Origin of the sequence: Streptomyces sp. x-19, assembly GCF_046549115.1 — a bacterium.
Taxonomy (GTDB): Bacteria; Actinomycetota; Actinomycetes; order Streptomycetales; family Streptomycetaceae; genus Streptomyces; species Streptomyces albulus_C.
In genome coordinates this window covers 892,632-911,523 of sequence record NZ_JAJPWK010000001.1, presented here as the reverse complement: position 1 = coordinate 911,523, position 18,892 = coordinate 892,632, and the positions used below count along the sequence as shown (strand labels likewise).

The 18,892-nt window shown below is 72.6% G+C and carries 14 protein-coding genes; 5 read left to right on the top strand and 9 right to left on the bottom strand.

Annotated features, from left to right (window positions below; all coding sequences use genetic code 11):
* Window positions 1-17: 17 nt before the first annotated feature.
* The 3 genes from ACLJT4_RS04175 to ACLJT4_RS04165 are packed head-to-tail and all read right to left on the bottom strand — an operon-like array spanning window position 18 to window position 2,904.
* Window positions 18-431 carry a Rieske (2Fe-2S) protein gene (locus tag ACLJT4_RS04175; RefSeq protein ID WP_411121019.1) on the bottom strand — a complete coding sequence of 138 codons (414 nt, stop codon included), beginning with the start codon at window positions 429-431 and terminating at the stop codon, window positions 18-20.
* A gap of 14 nt (window positions 432-445) precedes the next feature.
* Window positions 446-1,861 carry a sugar porter family MFS transporter gene (locus ACLJT4_RS04170; RefSeq protein ID WP_411121018.1) on the bottom strand — a complete coding sequence of 472 codons (1,416 nt, stop codon included), beginning with the start codon at window positions 1,859-1,861 and terminating at the stop codon, window positions 446-448.
* Between the two features lie 26 nt (window positions 1,862-1,887).
* Complete coding sequence (locus ACLJT4_RS04165) at window positions 1,888-2,904, bottom strand: zinc-dependent alcohol dehydrogenase family protein (RefSeq protein ID WP_411121017.1); 1,017 nt, start codon at window positions 2,902-2,904, stop codon at window positions 1,888-1,890.
* Window positions 2,905-3,100: 196 nt separating this feature from the next.
* Between ACLJT4_RS04165 and ACLJT4_RS04160 the strand changes: the two genes are divergently transcribed.
* Window positions 3,101-4,105, top strand: a complete 1,005-nt coding sequence (locus ACLJT4_RS04160; protein ID WP_411121016.1) for a LacI family DNA-binding transcriptional regulator — start codon at window positions 3,101-3,103, stop codon at window positions 4,103-4,105.
* Window positions 4,106-4,219: 114 nt separating this feature from the next.
* Window positions 4,220-5,179, top strand: coding sequence for a carbohydrate kinase family protein (locus ACLJT4_RS04155; protein ID WP_411121014.1), 960 nt, complete (start codon window positions 4,220-4,222; stop codon window positions 5,177-5,179).
* Between the two features lie 114 nt (window positions 5,180-5,293).
* On the opposite strand, the gene uvrA is transcribed toward ACLJT4_RS04155, so the two are convergent.
* Together uvrA and ACLJT4_RS04145 are read right to left on the bottom strand one after the other, a co-directional pair.
* Complete coding sequence (gene uvrA, locus ACLJT4_RS04150; protein WP_411121013.1) at window positions 5,294-8,383, bottom strand: excinuclease ABC subunit UvrA; 3,090 nt, start codon at window positions 8,381-8,383, stop codon at window positions 5,294-5,296.
* Window positions 8,384-8,655: 272 nt separating this feature from the next.
* Window positions 8,656-9,369, bottom strand: coding sequence for a TetR/AcrR family transcriptional regulator (locus ACLJT4_RS04145; RefSeq protein ID WP_411121012.1), 714 nt, complete (start codon window positions 9,367-9,369; stop codon window positions 8,656-8,658).
* 63 nt (window positions 9,370-9,432) lie between these two features.
* On the opposite strand from ACLJT4_RS04145, the gene ACLJT4_RS04140 reads away from it, so the two are divergent.
* From ACLJT4_RS04140 to ACLJT4_RS04130, 3 genes are all read left to right on the top strand, one after another.
* Entirely contained in the window at window positions 9,433-10,986 is a 1,554-nt protein-coding gene (locus tag ACLJT4_RS04140; RefSeq protein WP_411121011.1) for an FAD-dependent oxidoreductase, read from the top strand.
* Window positions 10,987-11,143: 157 nt separating this feature from the next.
* Window positions 11,144-11,884 carry a maleylpyruvate isomerase family mycothiol-dependent enzyme gene (locus ACLJT4_RS04135; protein ID WP_411121010.1) on the top strand — a complete coding sequence of 247 codons (741 nt, stop codon included), beginning with the start codon at window positions 11,144-11,146 and terminating at the stop codon, window positions 11,882-11,884.
* Between the two features lie 10 nt (window positions 11,885-11,894).
* Entirely contained in the window at window positions 11,895-12,551 is a 657-nt protein-coding gene (locus tag ACLJT4_RS04130; RefSeq protein ID WP_411121009.1) for an MBL fold metallo-hydrolase, read from the top strand.
* A gap of 72 nt (window positions 12,552-12,623) precedes the next feature.
* On the opposite strand, the gene ACLJT4_RS04125 is transcribed toward ACLJT4_RS04130, so the two are convergent.
* The 4 genes from ACLJT4_RS04125 to uvrB all read right to left on the bottom strand — a co-directional run bounded on the left by ACLJT4_RS04125 (window position 12,624) and on the right by uvrB (window position 18,536).
* Entirely contained in the window at window positions 12,624-13,625 is a 1,002-nt protein-coding gene (locus ACLJT4_RS04125) for a TerC family protein (protein ID WP_411121008.1), read from the bottom strand.
* A 162-nt stretch (window positions 13,626-13,787) separates the two neighbouring features.
* The gene (locus tag ACLJT4_RS04120; RefSeq protein WP_411121007.1) at window positions 13,788-15,779 is read right to left on the bottom strand and encodes a TerD family protein; all 1,992 of its coding nucleotides are present in this window, start codon (window positions 15,777-15,779) and stop codon (window positions 13,788-13,790) included.
* Window positions 15,780-15,866: 87 nt separating this feature from the next.
* Window positions 15,867-16,193 (bottom strand): hypothetical protein, encoded by a 327-nt coding sequence (locus ACLJT4_RS04115; RefSeq protein ID WP_411121006.1) that lies wholly within the window; start codon window positions 16,191-16,193, stop codon window positions 15,867-15,869.
* Between the two features lie 195 nt (window positions 16,194-16,388).
* Complete coding sequence (gene uvrB / locus ACLJT4_RS04110; protein WP_411121005.1) at window positions 16,389-18,536, bottom strand: excinuclease ABC subunit UvrB; 2,148 nt, start codon at window positions 18,534-18,536, stop codon at window positions 16,389-16,391.
* Between the last annotated feature and the right edge of the window lie 356 nt (window positions 18,537-18,892).

Below are 18,892 nucleotides of genomic sequence, written 5' to 3'. Positions count from 1 at the left end.
GGTGGCGGGGCGCCGCCTCAGCCCGCCACCAGCTTGTCGCCCTTGACCTTGACCGGGACCTCCTCCAAGGGGCTGGACGCCGGGCCCTGGGCGACCTTGCCGGTGTCCACCTCGAAGTGGCTGCCGTGCAGCGGGCAGACGGCCTGACCCTTCTCGATCTTGTTCAGCGTCCCGCCCATGTGCGTGCACACGGCGCTGAAGCACTTGAACTCGCCCTTGGTGGGCTGCGAGACCAGCAGCCGCTGCGCGGCGTAGAGCTTGGCGCCGCCGACCGGCACCTCCGCGGCCGGGCCCAGCTCCACCGGCGCGTCCGAGGACGGCCGGGCGCCCGATTCCTGCTCCCCCGCGGCGCAGGCGGCGGCGCCGAAGCAGGCGATGCCGGCGAGCGCGGCACCACGCAGCACGGTCCGGCGGTCCGGGGACGCACTCATGGGGTACCTCCAGGTCAGTGGGCGGTGTCGGCCCCTGACGATACCGGGGCGCTCCGGCCGCCCGGCCGGCGGTCCACCCCGCCCCGCAACAGCTCCGCCTCGATCTCCTCCAGGCTGCGGCCCTTGGTCTCCGGCAGCAGTCGCTGGACGAAGAGGAACGCCAGCAGCGTCGTCCCGGCGAAGAAGCAGAAGTTGATCCCGGCGCCCCAGGCGTGCAGCAGCGAGGGGAAGACCAGCGCCACCACCATGTTGAACAGCCAGTTGAACAGCACGCACAGGCTGACCGCGGCGGCCCGGATCCGCATCGGGAACAGCTCCGGCAGCATCACCCACTGCACCGGCCCCCAGGAGACCGCGAACGACGCGATGTAGAGCGCGATCCCGAACAGGGTGAGCGCGGACAGCAGCGGCCCGTAGCCGAGCCCGGAGAGGTTGGTGACGGCCAGCACCACCATCGCCGCGCACATGCCCAGCGCCCCGGTCCGCAGCAGCGGCTTGCGGCCCAGGCGGTCGATCAACCGCATCGCCGGCAGCGTCATCAGCATGTTGAGCAGGCCGATGCCGACGTTGGCGAGGATGGCGCCGCCCGAGCCGAAGCCGATGTCGGTGAGCAGGGTCGGGGCGTAGTAGATGATCGTGTTGATGCCGACGAAGTTCTGGAAGAACACCAGCAGCATCCCGACCGCGAACACCCCTCGCAGCTGCGGCGACAGCAGCCGGCGCAGGCTCAGCGGCTCGCTCGCCCCCCGTTCCGCGCGCTCGGTCCGCTCGATCTCGGCCAGCTCCTCGCCCGCCGCCGCGGCGTCCCCGCGGAGCCGGGTCAGCACCTCGCGGGCCTGTCCGCCGCGGCCCTTGCTCACCAGCCAGCGCGGGCTCTCCGGCTGGGTGACGATGCCGAGCGCCAGCACCGCGGCCGGGACCACGCCCAGGCCGATCATCCAGCGCCAGGCCCCGGAGCCGGCGAGCAGGTAGTCGGTGACGTAGGCGACGAAGATGCCGACGGTCACCAGCAGCTGCATCAACGAGGTCAGCCCGCCGCGCAGATGCTTGGGCGCGAGCTCGGTGAGGTAGAGCGGGACGACGACGGAGGCGATGCCGACGCCCACGCCGATCACGAAGCGGAACGCGATCAGCATGGCCGCCCCGGTGGCGCAGGCCGCGCCGAGCGTGCCGAGGATGAAGATCCCGGAGGCGGCCAGGATCAGCCGGCGGCGCCCCCAGGAGTCCGAGAGCCGCCCCGAGAGGCCGGCGCCGAGCATCGCCCCCACCAGGAGACCGGAGACGACCAGGCCCTCCAGGAGCGGGGTGAGCGCGATGTCCTTCTTGAGGAAGAGCATGGCGCCGGAGATGACGCCGGTGTCGTAGCCCCAGAGGATGCCCCCGAGGGCGCCGAAGACCCAGATCAGCACGTTTTTGAGGGATCCGGGCACAGCCTTGACGGTTGCGGGCACCGCGTTCAGCCCTTCTGCGGGGCGATGTGGATCTTGCGACCGGTGCCGGCCCGGAAGCGGGCCACCGCCTCGTCGAAGTCGTCCAGGCCGTAGACGTCGGAGACCAACTCCTCGACCGGCACTCCGCCGAGGCCCGCGGCCAACAGGTCGATGGCGGGCTGGAAGCTGTTGTGCACCGCCATCGAGCCGATGATGTCGATCTCCTGGCTGTAGACGCGGTACGGCGAGACGGACGCCGCCCGGGCCGGGTCGGCGACGCCGAACTGGAGGAACGTGCCGCCGCGGCGCACCCGGCCCAGGCCGTCCTCGATGGCCGCGATCACTCCGGTCGCGTCGATGACCACCTCGAAACCGGGGGCCCGGTCGAGGGCGTCGGCGTCGGTCACCGCCGCGTCCACCCCGAAGGAGCGGGCGAACGCGAGCCGTTCCTCGTTGAGGTCCACGACGGAGACCGAGGCGGCCCCCGCGGTCCGCACCAGCGCGGCCATCAGCAGGCCCATGGTGCCCGCGCCGTAGATCAGGTAGTGCTCGCCGGGGCGGCGCGGCAGCCGGTTGAGGCCGTGCACCGCGCAGGACAGTGGTTCGACGAGTCCGGCGGCGGCCTCCGAGAGGTGCGCCGGCAGCACGTAGCAGCAGCGGGCCGGCACGGCGACCAGTTCGGCGAAGCCGCCGGCCCGGGTGACGCCGATCGCGGTGTAGTCCTCGCAGAGGTTGCCGCGGCCGATCCGGCAGTAGTGGCAGGCGCCGCACGGCATGTTGGGGTCGACCGCGACCCGCTCGCCGACCGCCCGGTCCCGCACCGCCGCGCCCACCGCGACGATCTCGCCGGTCAACTCGTGCCCGGGGACCAGCGGGTAGCCGACCACCGGCAGTTCGCCGCCGAGGACGTGCATGTCCGTGCCGCACAACCCGCAGGACGTGACCCGCACGACCACCTCGTCGGGCTCCGGTCGGGGGTCGGGCAGTTCGGTGACAGCGGTGGTGCCCCGAAGGCCCGGTGCGGTGACCACGAGAGCGCGCATCGGCGCCTCCTCACGACGTCGTGCGAGTTCGATGGCGGGGACACTACAGAAAAACCGCCGGCACGTAAACGCTTACGCAAGCGTTTACGTTTGGTCCGTCCGCGACGTACTGTGATGGACTGCGACGGACCGGCACGGAGGCCGTCCGCCGGGATCCGGAGCACGGTGCGCCGGGGCGTCGGGAGGAAAGAGCCGGATGACGACGATGGTCGATGTGGCGCGGCGCGCGGGCGTCTCCGTCGCCACGGTCTCGCACGTGGTGAACGACACCCGGCCGGTGCGCCCGGACACCCGGGCCGCGGTGCTGGCCGCCATCGAGGACCTCGGCTACACCCACAACACGCTCGCCCGGTCCCTGGTCACCGCCCGCACCCGCTCCATCGGCCTGGCCGTCTCCGCGATCAGCAACCCGTACTTCACCGAGATCCTCCAGGGCGTCGAGGCCGGCGCCCTGGAAGCCGGATACAGCCTGCTGATCGCCGATCCGCACGACGATCCGCGGCACGAGCGCAAGGTCGTCCAACTGCTCCACGAGCGACGGGTGGACGGCATGATCGTCGCCCCCTCCGCGGAACCAGCCGAACTGATCGACTACGTGACCCGGCGCCGGGTCCCCACGGTCTTCCTCGACCGGCTGGTCGGCGACGGCTTCGACCAGGTCTGCGCCGAGAGCGCCGAACCGGTCCGCCGGCTCGTCGAGCACCTGGCCGACCTGGGCCACACCCGGATCGGCCTGGTCGCGGGGCTGCCCGGGCTCAGCACCACCACCGAGCGGGTCGAGGGCTACCGCGCCGGGCTGCGCGCCCGCGGACTGCCCTTCGCACCCGAGCTGTTGGCGGGCGGCAACTCCGAGGCGGAGGGCGCCCAGGACGCCACCCGCCACCTGCTCGCCGCGCCGGAGCCGCCCACCGCGGTCATCACCGCCAACAACGCGATGACCATCGGCGCGCTCCAGGCACTGCGCGACCTCGGCCTGGAGGTGCCCCGGGACATCGCGCTGGCCTGCTTCGACGACTTCTCCTGGGCCGACCTCTTCACCCCCCGACTGACCGCGATCGCCCAGCCCAGCAAGGAACTCGGCGCCGCGGCGGTCCGGCTGCTGCTGGCGCGGCTGGACGATCCGGCCCGGCCGCCCCGCACCGTCCGGCTGCCCTGCACGTTCGTGCACCGCACCTCGTGCGGCTGCCCCGAGACCGCTTAGCGGCCGTCCGGTGGGCCGGGCCCCCGCGCCCCACCGGACGTCACCCGGGCCCGGACGGGCCCCGCCCGCACGCCCCGGCCGGTCCCGGCCGCCGCAGGAAAGGACCCGCACCTCGTGATCGTCGTCGCCGGCGAGGCGCTGATCGACCTCGTCCCCAGCCAGCAGCCGTCCCCGGACGGCCCCTTGCCGGCGCTGCTGCCGCGGCGCGGCGGGGGGCCCTACAACACCGCGGTGGCACTCGGACGGCTGGGCTCCCCCACCGCCTTCTGCTCCCGGGTCTCGACCGACGCCTTCGGGGCGTCACTGCTGCGCGGTCTGCACGACGGCACCGTGGACACCTCGCTGGTGCAACGCGGGCCGGAGCCCACGACCCTGGCGGTGGCGGACGTCAGCGAAGACGGCTCGGCCGGCTACGGCTTCTACGTGGAGGGCACCGCCGACCGGCTCTTCACCCTCCCCCCGGCGCTGCCCACGACGGTGCGGGCGCTCTCGCTGGGCACCTGCTCGCTGGTGTTGGAGCCGGGCGCCGGGGCGTACGAGGCGCTGTTGCGGCGGGAGGCCCGGCGCGGGGTCTTCACCGCGCTCGACCCCAACATCCGGCCGGGGCTGATCGTCGATCCGGACGCCTACCGGGCCCGTTTCCGCTCCTGGCTGCCGGACCTGGCACTGCTGAAGCTGTCGGAGGAGGACGCGGCCTGGCTGGCCGGGGCGGGCGCCGACGGGGCCGACCGGGCGGCGGTGCTGGCGGCGGCTCGGGAGTGGTTGGCCGCCGGGCCGGCCGCGATCGTGGTCACCCACGGCGGCGACGGGCTGACGGCCGTGACGCGGGGCGCCGGGGAGGTGGCGGTGCCCGGTGAGCGGGTGGACGTCGTCGACACCATCGGCGCCGGCGACACCGTCAACGCGGCGCTGCTGCACCGGCTGGACGGGCACGGCGCGCTGTCGTACGCGGCGGTGGGCGCGCTCACCGCCGACGACTGGACGGACATCCTGCGGTTCGCCGCCCGGGCGGCCGCCGTCACCTGCTCCCGGGCGGGCGCGGAGCCGCCGTTCGCCGCGGAACTGGCGGACTGAGGCGCGACCCCGGCTCGACGGCCCGTCGGCCGGCGGCCCGGCCGGGCGGTCGTGAGCAGCGCAGCGGGGGCGGAGCCCGGGAAGGCTCCGCCCCTGCTGTGCGGTGGTGCGGCGTCAGGACGTCCGACGGGCCCGCGTCGTCGTCTTCTTTGCGGCCGTCTTCTTTGCGGCCGTCTTCTTGGTCGCGGTCTTCTTCGCCACGGTCTTCTTGGCCGTGGACGCGGCGGTGCTCTTCTTGGCCGCCGTCGAGGCCGTCACCGTCGTCTTCCCGGCGGCGTCGGCGGCCACCGCCTTCTTCTTGGCCGCGGTCTTGCGGGCGGCCGGCTTCCGGGGCCCGCCGTTGAACAGCGTCGCGTCGCTGACCCGGTCGCCGAGGATGTCCCGCAAGAACTTGCCGGTGTGGCTGGCCGGGATCGCCGCGACCTCCTCCGGGGTGCCCTCGGCGACGACCATGCCACCGCCGTTGCCGCCCTCGGGGCCCATGTCGATGACCCAGTCCGCGGTCTTGATCACATCGAGGTTGTGCTCGATGACGATCACCGTGTTGCCCTTGTCGACCAGGCCGGACAGCACCTTGATGAGCTTGCTGATGTCCTCGAAGTGCAGGCCGGTGGTGGGCTCGTCGAGGACGTAGACGGTGCTGCCGGTGGAGCGCTTCTGGAGCTCGCTGGCGAGCTTGACCCGCTGCGCCTCACCGCCGGAGAGGGTCGGCGCGGACTGGCCGAGCCGGACGTAGCCGAGACCGACCTCGTTGAGCGTCTTGAGGTGACGGGCGATGGTCGGCACCGCCTCGAAGAAGCTCAGCGCCTCCTCGATCGGCATGTCCAGCACCTCGGCGATGGACTTGCCCTTGTAGTGGACCTCCAGCGTCTCGCGGTTGTAGCGCGCGCCGTGGCAGACCTCGCACGGGACGTAGACGTCCGGCAGGAAGTTCATCTCGATCTTGATCGTGCCGTCGCCGGAGCAGTTCTCGCAGCGACCGCCCTTGACGTTGAAGGAGAAGCGGCCCGGCAGGTAGCCGCGGACCTTCGCCTCCATCGTCTCCGCGAAGAGCTTGCGGACGTGGTCGAAGACGCCGGTGTAGGTGGCCGGGTTGGAGCGCGGCGTCCGGCCGATCGGCGACTGGTCGACGTGCACCACCTTGTCGACGAGGTCGTCGCCGGCGACCCGGGTGTGGCGGCCGGGAACGGACTTGGCGCCGTTCAGCTCGCGGGCGAGGTGGGTGTAGAGGATGTCGTTGACCAGCGTCGACTTGCCGGAGCCGGAGACGCCGGTGACGGCGGAGAGCACCCCGAGCGGGAAGGAGACGTCGATGTCGCGGAGGTTGTTCTCCTTCGCGCCGTGGACGGTCAGCTGGCGGGAGGGGTCGGTGGGACGGCGGACGTCCGGCGTCGCGATGGCCCGCTTGCCGGCGAGGTACTGGCCGGTGATCGAGTCCTTGTTGGCCAGCAGCTGCTTCATCGGGCCGCTGTGAACGACCTTGCCGCCGTGCTCACCGGCGCCCGGGCCGATGTCGACCACCCAGTCCGCGACCTTGATGGTGTCCTCGTCGTGCTCCACCACGATCAGGGTGTTGCCCATGTCGCGCAGGCGGACCAGGGTCTCGATCAGGCGGTGGTTGTCGCGCTGGTGCAGGCCGATCGACGGCTCGTCGAGGACGTAGAGCACGCCCACCAGGCCGGAGCCGATCTGCGTGGCGAGCCGGATGCGCTGGGCCTCGCCGCCGGACAGGGTGCCGGCCGCGCGGTTCAGCGAGAGGTAGTCCAGGCCGACGTCGACCAGGAACTTCAGCCGCTCGTTGACCTCCTTGAGGACCCGCTCGGCGATGGTCTTCTCGCGGGCGTTGAGCGTCATGGTGCGCAGGAAGTCGGCGCAGTCGCTGATCGACATGGCCGCGACCTCGGCGATCGACTTCTCCTGGACCGTGACGGCGAGCACGATCGGCTTGAGCCGGGTGCCCTCGCAGGTCGGGCAGGGCACCTCGCGCATGTAGCCCTCGAAGCGCTCCCGGCTGCTGTCGCTCTCGGCCTCGCTGTGCCGGCGCTTGACGAACGGCACGGCGCCCTCGAAGGCGGTGGTGTAGGCGCGCTGGCGACCGTAGCGGTTGCGGTAGCGGACCTCGATCTGGGTCTTGTGTCCGTGGAGGAGGGCCTTCTTGGCGCGCTGCGGCAACCCGGCCCACGGGATGTCCGTGCGGAAGCCCAGGGCGTCGGCGAGCGCGCCGACCAGACGGCCGAAGTAGTCCTTGGTGTGGCCGCCGGACCAGGGGTGGATGGCGCCCTCGTCGAGGGAGCGCTCCTCGTCCGGGATGATCAGCTCCGGGTCGACCTCCATGCGGGTGCCGATGCCGGTGCAGTCCGGGCAGGCGCCGAACGGCGAGTTGAAGGAGAAGGAGCGGGGCTCCAACTCCTCGAAGGAGAGGTCGTCGTGGGCGCAGTAGAGGTGCTCGGAGTACATCCGCTCGCGCTGCGGGTCGTCGGCGTCGAGGTCGACGAAGTCGAGGATGACCATGCCGCCGGAGAGGCCGAGGGCGGTCTCGACGGAGTCGGTCAGCCGGCGCTTGGCGCTCTCCTTGACCGTGAGGCGGTCGATGACCACCTCGATGGTGTGCTTCTCCTGCTTCTTGAGCGTCGGCGGGTCGGTGAGCTGGATGGTCTCGCCGTCGACCCGGGCGCGGCTGTAGCCCTTGGTCTGGAGGTCGGAGAAGAGGTCGACGAACTCGCCCTTGCGCTCGCGCACCAACGGCGAGAGCACCTGGAAGCGGCTGCCCTCGGGGAGCTCCAGGACCTTGTCGACGATGGCCTGGGGCGACTGCCGGGCGATCGGCCGTCCGCACTCCGGGCAGTGCGGCTTGCCGATCCGGGCGAAGAGCAGGCGGAGGTAGTCGTAGACCTCGGTGATCGTGCCGACCGTCGAGCGCGGGTTGCGCGAGGTCGACTTCTGGTCGATCGAGACCGCGGGGGACAGGCCCTCGATGAAGTCCACATCGGGCTTGTCCATCTGCCCGAGGAACTGTCGGGCGTAGGAGGAGAGCGACTCGACGTAGCGCCGCTGCCCCTCGGCGAAGATCGTGTCGAAGGCGAGCGAGGACTTGCCCGACCCGGAGAGCCCCGTGAAGACGATGAGGGAGTCGCGGGGGAGGTCGAGCGAGACGTTGCGGAGGTTGTGCTCGCGAGCGCCACGGACGATGAGACGGTCGGCCACGCCGGTCGGCACCTTTCTTGGAGAGGGGCGGAAGCCACGGGCTGCGTCCGCCGCGCGGTGAGCGAGCAGAGGCGGCGGAGCGGAGCGGGCCCCCGACCAAGGGTATGGGGGCCGTCGCGGCAGTGTCGTTGGGATGCCAGACACGAGCCTATAGCACGTGCATTCGATTTACGGGCCTCGCAAGCCCTCTTCACCCAAACGTGTGGCGGCCCCACAACCTTCCCACCGCGGTGACCAGCCGTTACGCCGTCCGGCGGGCGGCACCCCCGCATTCAGGACCGCTCCGGACCCCCGTCCGGCAGCGCTCGCGCCAGCACGTCGAACGTGTGCCGGATCACTGCCTCGTGCTCAACGGCCACGTCCTCCACGGGGTCACCCTCCAGCTGCCGGGTGACGACCTCCGTGTAGAGCGTCCGCCAGGCCGCGACGATCATCGCGGCGGCGAGCCGGGCGTCCCGGTCGGGCCGCGCGGGGTCGCCGCCGGCCGCCTCGGCGAGCGCCCCGGCCAGCGCCGTCTCGATCTCCTCGGCCGCCTCACGGGCCCGCGCCCGTAGCGAGGGCGCCGCCAGCACGGTGCGGAAGAAGTGCTCGAACCCCTCCCCCAGCCCGCCCAGCGGATGCCGCTGCACCAGCAGCTCCAGCGCCAGTCGGCGCAGCGCGGCGAGCGGCGGCTCGTCGGCACCGCGTCCCCGCACGGCGCCGACGACCAGCTCCGTGGCCTCGGGGATCCGGTCGAGGAAGAGGTCCTCCTTGCGCGGGAAGTAGTTGAAGACCGTCATCGTGGACACCCCGGCGGCGCGGGCGACCTCGGCGACGGCGACCTCGTCGAACCCCCGCTCCAGGAACAACGCCGTCGCCTCCCCGGAGATCCGCTGCCGGGTGAGCCGCTTCTTCCGCTCGCGCAGGCTCAGCGTCCCGCCGTCCTGCGCGTCCCCGGCGGAACGTCGCACCTCGTCCCGTGCCGCCACCGACTCCCCTTCCGTCACTCCCGCTCCTCTCATCCGGAAAATTGTAGCGGAAACAAATTTTTAGTGACTACACTCTCGCCCATGAAGCGCGACGCAGACGTAGTGGTGGCAGGGGGCGGCCCGGTGGGGCTGATGCTCGCCTGCGAATTGGCACTGGCGGACGTCCCGGTCGTCGTCCTGGAGCGACTGACCGAGGTGGACACCACCATCAAGGCGGGGGCCCTCAACACCCCCAGCTCGGAGGCCCTCTACCGGCGCGGGCTGCTGCCGCAGCTGGTGGAGGTGCAGAACGCCAGCCTGGCGGGGTTCGGCTCGTTCGTCCGGCAGCGGCAGGCGAGCGGGGCCCCCGTCACGGCACCGGCGCCGAAGTTCGCCGGGCACTTCGCCGGCATCATGCTCCGCGGCGACCTGCTCGACGCCGCGGACCCGGACTTCGCCGGCAGCGGGCCGGCCGGCGACGTCGGCCTGGTCCCCCAGGCGGCACTGGAGCGGATCCTCGCCGGCCGCGCCGTCGAGCTGGGCGTCACCCTGCGCCGGGGCGTGACCCTCACCGGCTTCGACGCCGACGACGAGGGCGTGCACGTCCACACCTCGCACGGGTCGCTGCGCGCCGGCTGGTTGGTGGGCTGCGACGGCGGGCGCAGCACCGTGCGCCAGCTCGCCGGCTTCCCGTTCCCCGGGACCGCCCCGTCGCTCACCGGCCACCAGGCCCTCGTGGAGATGACCGGGGCCGACGGCTTGGGCGCCGGCTGGAACTGGACCGGGACCGGGACCTACGCCCACGGGCCGATGCCCGGCCGGATCCTCACCGTGGAGTTCGACGGACCGCCCGCGGACCGCGAAGCCCCGGTCACCGCCGAGGAGTTGCAGACCGCGCTGCGGCGCGTCTCCGGCGTCGCGGACGTGACGGTCACCAAGGTGCACGCGGCGACCCGGTTCACCGACAACGCCCGGCAGGCGTCCGACTACCGCCGCGGCCGGGTGCTGCTGGCCGGCGACGCGGCCCACGTGCACTCGCCGTTCGGCGGCCAGGGCCTCAACCTCGGGCTCGGCGACGCGGTGAACCTCGGTTGGAAGCTGGCCGCCACGGTGCACGGCTGGGCCCCGGAGGGGCTGTTGGACACCTACACCGCCGAGCGGCACCCGCTCGGCGCGTGGGTGCTGGACTGGACCCGGGCCCAAGTGGCCCTGATGCGGCCGGAACCGCACGCCGCGGCGCTGCGCCGGGTGGTCGCCGAACTGTCCGCGACGCCCGACGCCACCACCTTCTTCGTCAAGAAGATCTCCGGCGTCTGGCAGCGCTACGACCTGCCCGGTTCGCACCCGTTGACCGGCCGCAGCGCCCCCGACCTGGAACTGTCCGACGGCCGCCGGCTCGCGGAGCATCTGCACGACGGCCGGGGCCTGTTGCTCGACCTCGCCGACGATCCGGCGCTGCGCGGGCGCGCCGCCGGCCACCACGACCGGGTGCGGACCCTGACGGTGCGCTGCCCGGACCGGCCCGACCTGGCCGGTCTGCTGCTGCGCCCGGACGGCTGCACCGCCTGGGCGGCCGACGCCCCCGGCTCCTACGGGGAGTTGGACGCGGCGCTGGGCCGGTGGTTCGGGGCGCCCTCGACGGTCCCGGCGCCCTAGGGGCGCGGAGCGGGCGGACGGCGTAGCAGGGGTGGCGACCCCGACCGCCCCTCTCGCGCCGCCGTGCACCATCCGCGCCACCAGCACCACCCCGTGCTCACCGCCGAATGCCTCCGTACGGCTCCCGGACCGGCCCGCCCGGCGCTAGCGTCGGGCCATGACCATCCCTCCTGATTTCCCGCGCCACGTGTCCGCCGTCCACGAGTCGACCGACCGGCTGCTGGTATCCCTGGGCAAGCTCGACGACGCCGCGATCGGCGAGCCGTCGCTGCTGCCCGGGTGGACCCGGGGTCACGTGCTGGCCCACCTGGCCCGCAACGCCGACGCCCTGGTCAATCTCCTCACGTGGGCGCGGACCGGCGTCCGCACCCCGATGTACGCCAGCACCGCGGTCCGGGACGGCGACATCGAGCGCGACGCCGACCGTCCGCTGGCGACCCACCTGGAGGACCTCCAGGAGAGCGCGGCCCGGTTCGAGGCGGCGGCGCACGCCCTGCCGGAGGACCGCAGGGCGTACGAGGTCGAGATGCGCAACGGCGTCGTCGAGCGGGCCGACCGGCTCGCGCTGCGGCGGCTGGCCGAGGTCGAACTGCACCACGTCGACCTGGGCGTCGGGTACGCCGTCGAACAGCTGCCGCCGGCCTTCGTGGACAGCGAGTTGGACTTCCTCACCCAGATCAAGTTCGCCGGACACCCGGAGCTGCCCGCGCTGGAGCTCCGAGCCGACGACGGCCGCCGGTGGCGCACCGGGCGCCGGGACGCCCCCGGCACCGCGCCGGCCCCTGCGGTCGTGGTCAGCGGGGCGCCGGCGGACCTCGTCGGCTGGCTGACCGGCCGGGCCGACGGCGGCCGGCTGGACACCCCCGGCGCTGCGCTGCCGGTCATCCCGCCGCTCTAGAGTTGGTGCCATGACCTACAGCGGAGCAGTGAAGGTCGGCGGACCGGCCGACGTGCACGAGCTGACCGACCTGATGATCTCGAAGGTCGCGGTCGGTCCGACGGACAACAACGCGTACGTGCTGCGGTGCCGCGCGACCGACGAGCAGTTGCTGATCGACGCGGCCGCCGAGCCGCACACGCTCCTGACCCTGATCGGCGACGGCGGTCTGGCCTCCGTGGTCACCACGCACCAGCACGGCGACCACTGGGGCGCGTTGCGCGAGGTCGTCGACGCCACCGGCGCCCGGACGTACGCGGGGCGCCACGACGCCGAGGGCATCCCCGTGCCCACGGACGTCCCGGTCGAGGACGGCGACACGATCACCGTCGGCCGGGTGCAGTTGACCGCGCGTCATCTGGTCGGGCACACCCCGGGCAGCATCGCGCTGGTCTACGACGACCCGCACGGCCACCCGCACGTCTTCACCGGGGACTGCCTCTTCCCGGGCGGGGTCGGCAACACCTGGGGCAGTGCCGAACGGTTCGCCAGCCTGCTGGAAGACGTGCAGACCAAGCTCTTCGACCGGCTGCCGGACGAGACCTGGGTCTATCCGGGACACGGCGGCGACACCACGCTCGGTGCCGAGCGGCCGCACCTCGCCGAGTGGCGGGAGCGCGGCTGGTAGCGGCCGCTCGCCCGGCACCGGGCCCGGTGGGTGGTTCTCCGCCCACCGGGCCCGTGCCGTTCTCCGCGGCGCCTACGGGCGGGGGTGCGCCCCGGCCTCGTCGGCGGCCGCCGTGGCCTCCTCGGCCGCCGCCTGGCGCCGGGAGGCCCGCAGGCTGGTCACCGTCGTGACGGCCAGCACCGCGCAGATCACGCCCAGCGAGACCGGGATGCTGATCTCCGGGACGGGCACCCCGGACTCGTGCAGGGCGTGCAGCACCAGCTTCACGCCGATGAACCCGAGGATCACCGACAGGCCGTACGAGAGGTGGACCAGCTTCTTGAGCAGTCCGCCGATCAGGAAGTACAGCTGCCGCAGGCCCATCAGGGCGAAGGCGTTGGCGGTGAAGACGATGTACGGGTCCTGGGTCAGGCCGAAGATCGCCGGGATCGAGTCCAGGGCGAAGAGGACGTCGGTGGTGCCGATCGCCAGCATGACGATCAGCATCGGGGTCATCAGCCGCCGGCCGTTCTCGACGACGAACAGCTTGGTCCCGTGGTACTGGTCGGTGGACGGGAAGCGCCGCTCGACCGCCTTCAGGAAGCGGTTCTCCTCGAACTCCTCGTCCTCCTGGCCGCCCCGCGCCTCCTGGATGAGCTTCCAGGCGGTCCAGATGAGGAACGCCCCGAAGAGGTAGAAGACCCAGGAGAAGTTGGCGATGATCGCCGCGCCCGCGCCGATGAAGCCGGCCCGCAGCACCAGGGCGATCAGTACTCCCACCAACAGCACCCGCTGCTGGTAGACGGCCGGCACCGCGAACTTGCTCATGATCAGGACGAAGACGAAGAGGTTGTCGACACTGAGCGACTTCTCGGTGATGAAGCCCGCGAAGAACTCGCCGGCCGGCCCGCCCCCGCCGAAGACCAGCAGGCCGAGCCCGAACAGCACGGCCAGCGCCATCCAGACACCGGTCCAGATGCCGGCTTCCTTGAGGGACACCTCGTGGGGCTTGCGCCCGCCGATGAAGAAGTCAACGGCGATCAGGGCGGCCAGACCGAGGATGGTCAGCACCCACAGGTTCAGGGAAACGTCCACTGCTCCTCCGGCAGAGTCGTACGGCACTCACAGCGTCGTTGCTGCCGGGGATTTCTGCACCCCTTCCAAGAAAGAGTAAAGGAAGTTCATGAAATGGCAAAGGAAAGACTAAAAATGCAGGTGAGAGGCGGTTTACGAAACGGTTGACGGGGCTGGTGGGCGTCAGCCCGGCTCCGGATCCGCGGCCGGTCGAGCCGCCGCGACACGGTCCAGCGCCCGGCGGAGCACCTCGCTGCGCCGGGGCACGAGCGGCGGCGCGTACGTCCAGGCGTGGCCGACCCACGGGTCGGCGAGATGGACGTCGGGCACCGGCGTGAGCCGCAACAGGGCCCGCCAGAGCGGATCCAGGACCGGCCCGTACTCCCGCGCCCGGTCCCGGTCGGCGACCATCAGCAGATGGACGCCCACCGCGGGGCCCTCGTCGGCCAGATAGCGCAGTTGGTTCAGCCCGCGGTCGTCGAAGCCGTGCGGGAAGTCGTGGACGATCAGCAGTTGCTCGGCCGGATCCAGCTCCGGTGGCAGGGCCTCCGTCGCACGGTGCCGCACCGCCATCTGGAGGAGATCGACCCGCCGGGTCAGCGCTTCCAGCACCGCGGCCACGCCCGCGGCGCCGGTGGCCGGGGAGACGGGCAGCAGGCCGCTCTCCCGCAGCGGGGCGAGCGCCGGGCCGGCCGCGCCGGCGGGGTCGATGACCTGGACCGCGAACGCACCCGGCGGATGGGCGGCGAGCAGCCGGGCGGCGACCGCGACGGCGGTCTCCAGGGCCAGCCGCCCCAGCGCGGCCTCGTCGGGCACCGCGTCGGTGAGCGCACCGCCCAGCTCCCGGCGGCCGAACTCCCGCTCCGGGTCGTACCCGCCGCGCGGGTACGGACCCGGGCCGCTGTCGATCCACAGTCCGCGCTCCAGCGGGAGCCGGACGAACATCGGGATGCGCAGACCGGGGGCCTCCGGGAGGTGCAGATCACCCAACCGCACCGCCATCGGATGCTGCTGGGGGACCTCGTAGCCCTGCCACACCGGGTTGTCCCAACGGGCCAGGGCCGGCGGCAGCGCCGGCTCCACCACCTCCGACTCGGCGGTCAACTGGGCGAGGTCACGGTCGAGGACGGCGCGGGCCCGGTCGACCAGGTCGGTGTGCCGGTCCCGGGCGGCGGCCCGGGCCGTCTCGGCCGCACCGCCCAACCGGGTGGCAGGGTCGGCGAGCGCCTCGTCGAGCTCCCGCTCCAGGCGGGAGGCGGCGAAACCGGTGGCGCTGCGGTACGCGGCGACCGACCGGGCCAGGTCCTCGAACATGCCGCGGACCTGGTTGTAGAGCCGCTCCTCCATGCTCCAGCCGTTGGCGTCGCCGGCGACCGGTGCGGTCGGGGCGCCGGGGCCGGCGGACGGCGCGGGCGGGCCGGACGCGGACGGGGCGGACGCCGTCCCGCCCCCGGGCGCCGGGGCGGAGGCGGGCGCGGTGGACCGTCGGGGATGGCGGTAGTCGACCCGATCGCCGGAGGGCGGGGTGTCGGGGCCCGTGGCCGGGGCGCCGGGGCTGCTGCCGACCGTCGACTGCCCGGGGTGGTGCAGCGCCACCGGGTCGGGCGGCGCTGGTGCCGGTGTCCGGCCGGGGCCCGCCGCCGCTTCGATCTCGGCGGCCAGCTCCGCGGCGCGCGGCAGCCCCTGGTCGCGCAGCAGCTCCGGCAGTCCGCCGGCGTACCCCTGGCCGACCGCGCGAATCCGCCAGGCGCCCCGGCGCCGGTACAGCTCCAGGGCGACCAGCGCGGATTCGAGGCCGAGGCCGGTGACGACGTACGCCGCGAGGGGGGTGCCGTCGGCCTGCGCGACGACCAACGACGGCGCGGCCGCGGCGCCGAAGGCGTGCGGCGCACCGGGCCCGCCCGGCAGCGCGAGCAGCACGCTCAGCCGGTGCACCGCGGCGGGCAGCGCGTCGAGGTCGACCGCGATGCGCTGCTCGGCCGCCGCCCCGGAGGGCACCTCGACACCGGGCCGACGGGGTGCGCCCGGATGGACCACCGCCTCGGTGCCCGCCAGCCGGCCCTGGTCGTCGCCGAGCGCGACCCCGACCAGGACGGGCCCGTCGGCCGCGATCCGGACCTCCACACGGGTGCCGTCCAGTGGGTGGTTCTGCCCCCGGACCAGCTCCGCCGTCATCGTCGTCCCCTTGTGTGTCGTAGCAGGTCGGGTGGGATGCCGGGTGCGTGTCGGCCCGGTCGCTCATCGGTGCTGCGGCTGCGGCGCCTACGGGTGCGGACGGCTCGCCGGCCGCGGCTCTCGCTCCGGGTCCGTGCGGGTGCGGTCGACGGCGGGGGCGTCGAGGGCGGGGGCGTCGAGGGCGGTCGGCCGGCGCTCGGCGCCCGCACCGTGCGCCGTGCGGATGACCCGCGCGGTGCGGCCGATGTCCGGTGTGGCGCGGGCGGTGTCCTGCGCGCTCCGGTCGGCACTGCCGTTGCCGGTGGGGCGCGCCGGATCCCGGCGCCGTGCCGGACCCGTCAGGCCCCGGAACGGCCTCGCCCCGTCGGAGAGTCGCCGGCCGATGCCCTGCCGCGTGGACGCGTTGACCGACACCCGCCGTCCCCTCCTCGCCCGTCCGTGTCCGCCGCTTCGGCGAACTCTGCCGACCCTACGCACCCGGGCGGGGCGGGGCACGCCGGATCCCGCCGCCTGTGGCGGATCCGCAACACGACCAGGGCACGGCCCTGGGCCGGTCCACCAGCCGCCGTCGCCCCGGTGGGCACGGCGGGCACCGCCGGGCACAGGCCGCTACTGCAGTCCGGCCTCCTTCATCTGCCGCAGCTCCTTCTTCAGCTCGCCGACCTCGTCCCGGAGCCGGGCGGCGACCTCGAACTGCAGCTCCGCCGCGGCGGCCCGCATCCGCTCGGTCAGCTCCTCGATGGTGTCCGCGAGTTCGGCCGCGGGCCGGTCCGTGAGGACCTCCCCACCCTTGCCGCCCTTGCCCTTGGCGGCCTTGCCCGCCTTGCCGGCCTTCCCACCGAGCGCCGGGACCGGCGCCTTGGCCTTGCCGTCCTTGTCGCCGGACTTGCGGTAGCCGCTGCCCAGCAGCTCCTGGGTGTCGATCTCCTCGCGGGCCAGGGTGGCGACGATGTCGCCGATCTTCTTGCGGAGCGGCTGCGGGTCGATGCCGTTCTCCTTGTTGTACGCGAGTTGCTTCTCCCGGCGGCGGTTGGTCTCGTCGATGGCCTTCTCCATCGCCGGGGTGATCTTGTCGGCGTACATGTGCACCTGGCCGGAGACGTTGCGGGCCGCCCGGCCGATGGTCTGGATCAGCGAGGTGCCGGAGCGCAGGAAGCCCTCCTTGTCGGCGTCGAGGATGGCCACCAGGGAGACCTCCGGCAGGTCCAGGCCCTCCCGGAGCAGGTTGATGCCGACCAGCACGTCGTACTCACCCGCCCGCAGCTCGCGCAGCAGCTCCACGCGCCGCAGGGTGTCGACGTCGCTGTGCAGGTAGCGGACCTGGATGCCGAGCTCGAGGAAGTAGTCGGTGAGGTCCTCGGCCATCTTCTTGGTGAGGGTGGTGACCAGGACGCGCTCGTCCTTCTCGGTGCGCTTGCGGATCTCGTGCACCAGATCGTCGATCTGCCCGTCCGTGGGCTTGACCACCACTTCCGGATCGACCAGGCCGGTCGGCCGGATGATCTGCTCGACGAAGCCGTCGCTGCGGGACAGCTCGAACGGACCGGGCGTCGCGGAGAGGTACACGGTCTGGCCGACCCGCTCCAGGAACTCCTCCCACTTCAGCGGCCGGTTGTCCAGCGCGGACGGGAGCCGGAAGCCGTGGTCGACGAGCGTGCGCTTGCGGGAGGCGTCGCCCTCGTACATGGCGCCGATCTGCGGGACGGTGACGTGCGACTCGTCGATGACCAGCAGGAAGTCCTCGGGGAAGTAGTCGAGGAGGGTGTTGGGCGCCGTGCCCGGCTCGCGGTCGTCCATGTGCATCGAGTAGTTCTCGATGCCCGAGCAGGAGCCGATCTGCCGCATCATCTCGATGTCGTACGTGGTGCGCATCCGCAGCCGCTGGGCCTCCAGCAGCTTGCCCTGCTTCTCCAGGGTGGCGAGCCGGTCCGCCAGCTCTGCCTCGATCCCGGCGACGGCCTTCTCCATGCGCTCGGGGCCGGCGACGTAGTGGCTGGCGGGGAAGACGTAGAGCTGCTGGTCGTCGCTGATCACCTCGCCGGTGAGCGGGTGCAGGGTGGACAGCGCCTCGATCTCGTCGCCGAACATCTCGATCCGGACGGCCAACTCCTCGTAGACCGGGAAGATCTCGATGGTGTCGCCGCGGACCCGGAAGGTGCCCCGGGTGAACGCCAGGTCGTTGCGGGTGTACTGAATCTCGACGAAGCGGCGCAGCAGCTGGTCCCGGTCGAGCTCGTCGCCGACCCTGAGCGGCACCATCCGGTCGACGTACTCCTGGGGCGTACCCAGGCCGTAGATGCAGGACACCGAGGCGACGACGACCACGTCCCGCCGGGTGAGCAGGGAGTTCGTCGCGGAGTGGCGCAGCCGTTCGACCTCCTCGTTGATGGAGGAGTCCTTCTCGATGTACGTATCGGACTGCGGGACGTACGCCTCTGGCTGGTAGTAGTCGTAGTACGAGACGAAGTACTCGACGGCGTTGTTGGGCAGCAGTTCGCGGAATTCGTTGGCGAGCTGGGCCGCGAGGGTCTTGTTGGGCGCCATCACCAGCGTCGGGCGCTGCAGCTTCTCGATCATCCACGCGGTGGTCGCCGACTTGCCGGTACCCGTCGCACCCAGCAGGACGACGTCCTTCTCACCGCCGCGGATGCGCCGGTCGAGCTCGGCGATGGCCGCCGGCTGGTCACCGTTGGGCTGGTAGGAGCTGACGACCTCGAAGGGCGCCACCGTGCGTTCGATCTTTGAAACGGGCCGCATGGGATCCACCGTACGACCCGCCACTGACAATCGGTGCCGAACCGGCGCTGACCTGCGGTTTCCCGAGGGGCGCCGGAGCGATGGGGCGACTGGGCCGGTCGCCACCGCGCCGCCGGCGCTCCGCCGGCTCGCACGCGCCCTCCCGGCCGGGGGCCGGGCGCATCGCGGCCAGCCGGAAAGGTATGCCCGGGGCGCGGGCGGCAAAAACGGTCACATATACGAGGGGTGACTCGCCGTCGGCCGAGATGCGCGGACGCCGCAGCTCCGGCAAGTTGGACGACGTCGGGGCGTACGTCTGCTGCAGGGCCGTTCCGGGCATCCTGCAACTGCGACGCTCCGCACGGAACACGGCCATT

Coding starts and splice junctions, on each gene's coding strand:
- ACLJT4_RS04175 (WP_411121019.1), bottom strand. CDS start 431: ATGAGTGCGTCCCCGGACCGCCGGACCGTGCTGCGTGGTGCCGCGCTC.
- ACLJT4_RS04165 (WP_411121017.1), bottom strand. CDS start 2,904: ATGCGCGCTCTCGTGGTCACCGCACCGGGCCTTCGGGGCACCACCGCT.
- ACLJT4_RS04160 (WP_411121016.1), top strand. CDS start 3,101: ATGACGACGATGGTCGATGTGGCGCGGCGCGCGGGCGTCTCCGTCGCC.
- ACLJT4_RS04140 (WP_411121011.1), top strand. CDS start 9,433: ATGAAGCGCGACGCAGACGTAGTGGTGGCAGGGGGCGGCCCGGTGGGG.
- ACLJT4_RS04135 (WP_411121010.1), top strand. CDS start 11,144: ATGACCATCCCTCCTGATTTCCCGCGCCACGTGTCCGCCGTCCACGAG.
- ACLJT4_RS04130 (WP_411121009.1), top strand. CDS start 11,895: ATGACCTACAGCGGAGCAGTGAAGGTCGGCGGACCGGCCGACGTGCAC.
- ACLJT4_RS04120 (WP_411121007.1), bottom strand. CDS start 15,779: ATGACGGCGGAGCTGGTCCGGGGGCAGAACCACCCACTGGACGGCACC.
- uvrB (WP_411121005.1), bottom strand. CDS start 18,536: ATGCGGCCCGTTTCAAAGATCGAACGCACGGTGGCGCCCTTCGAGGTC.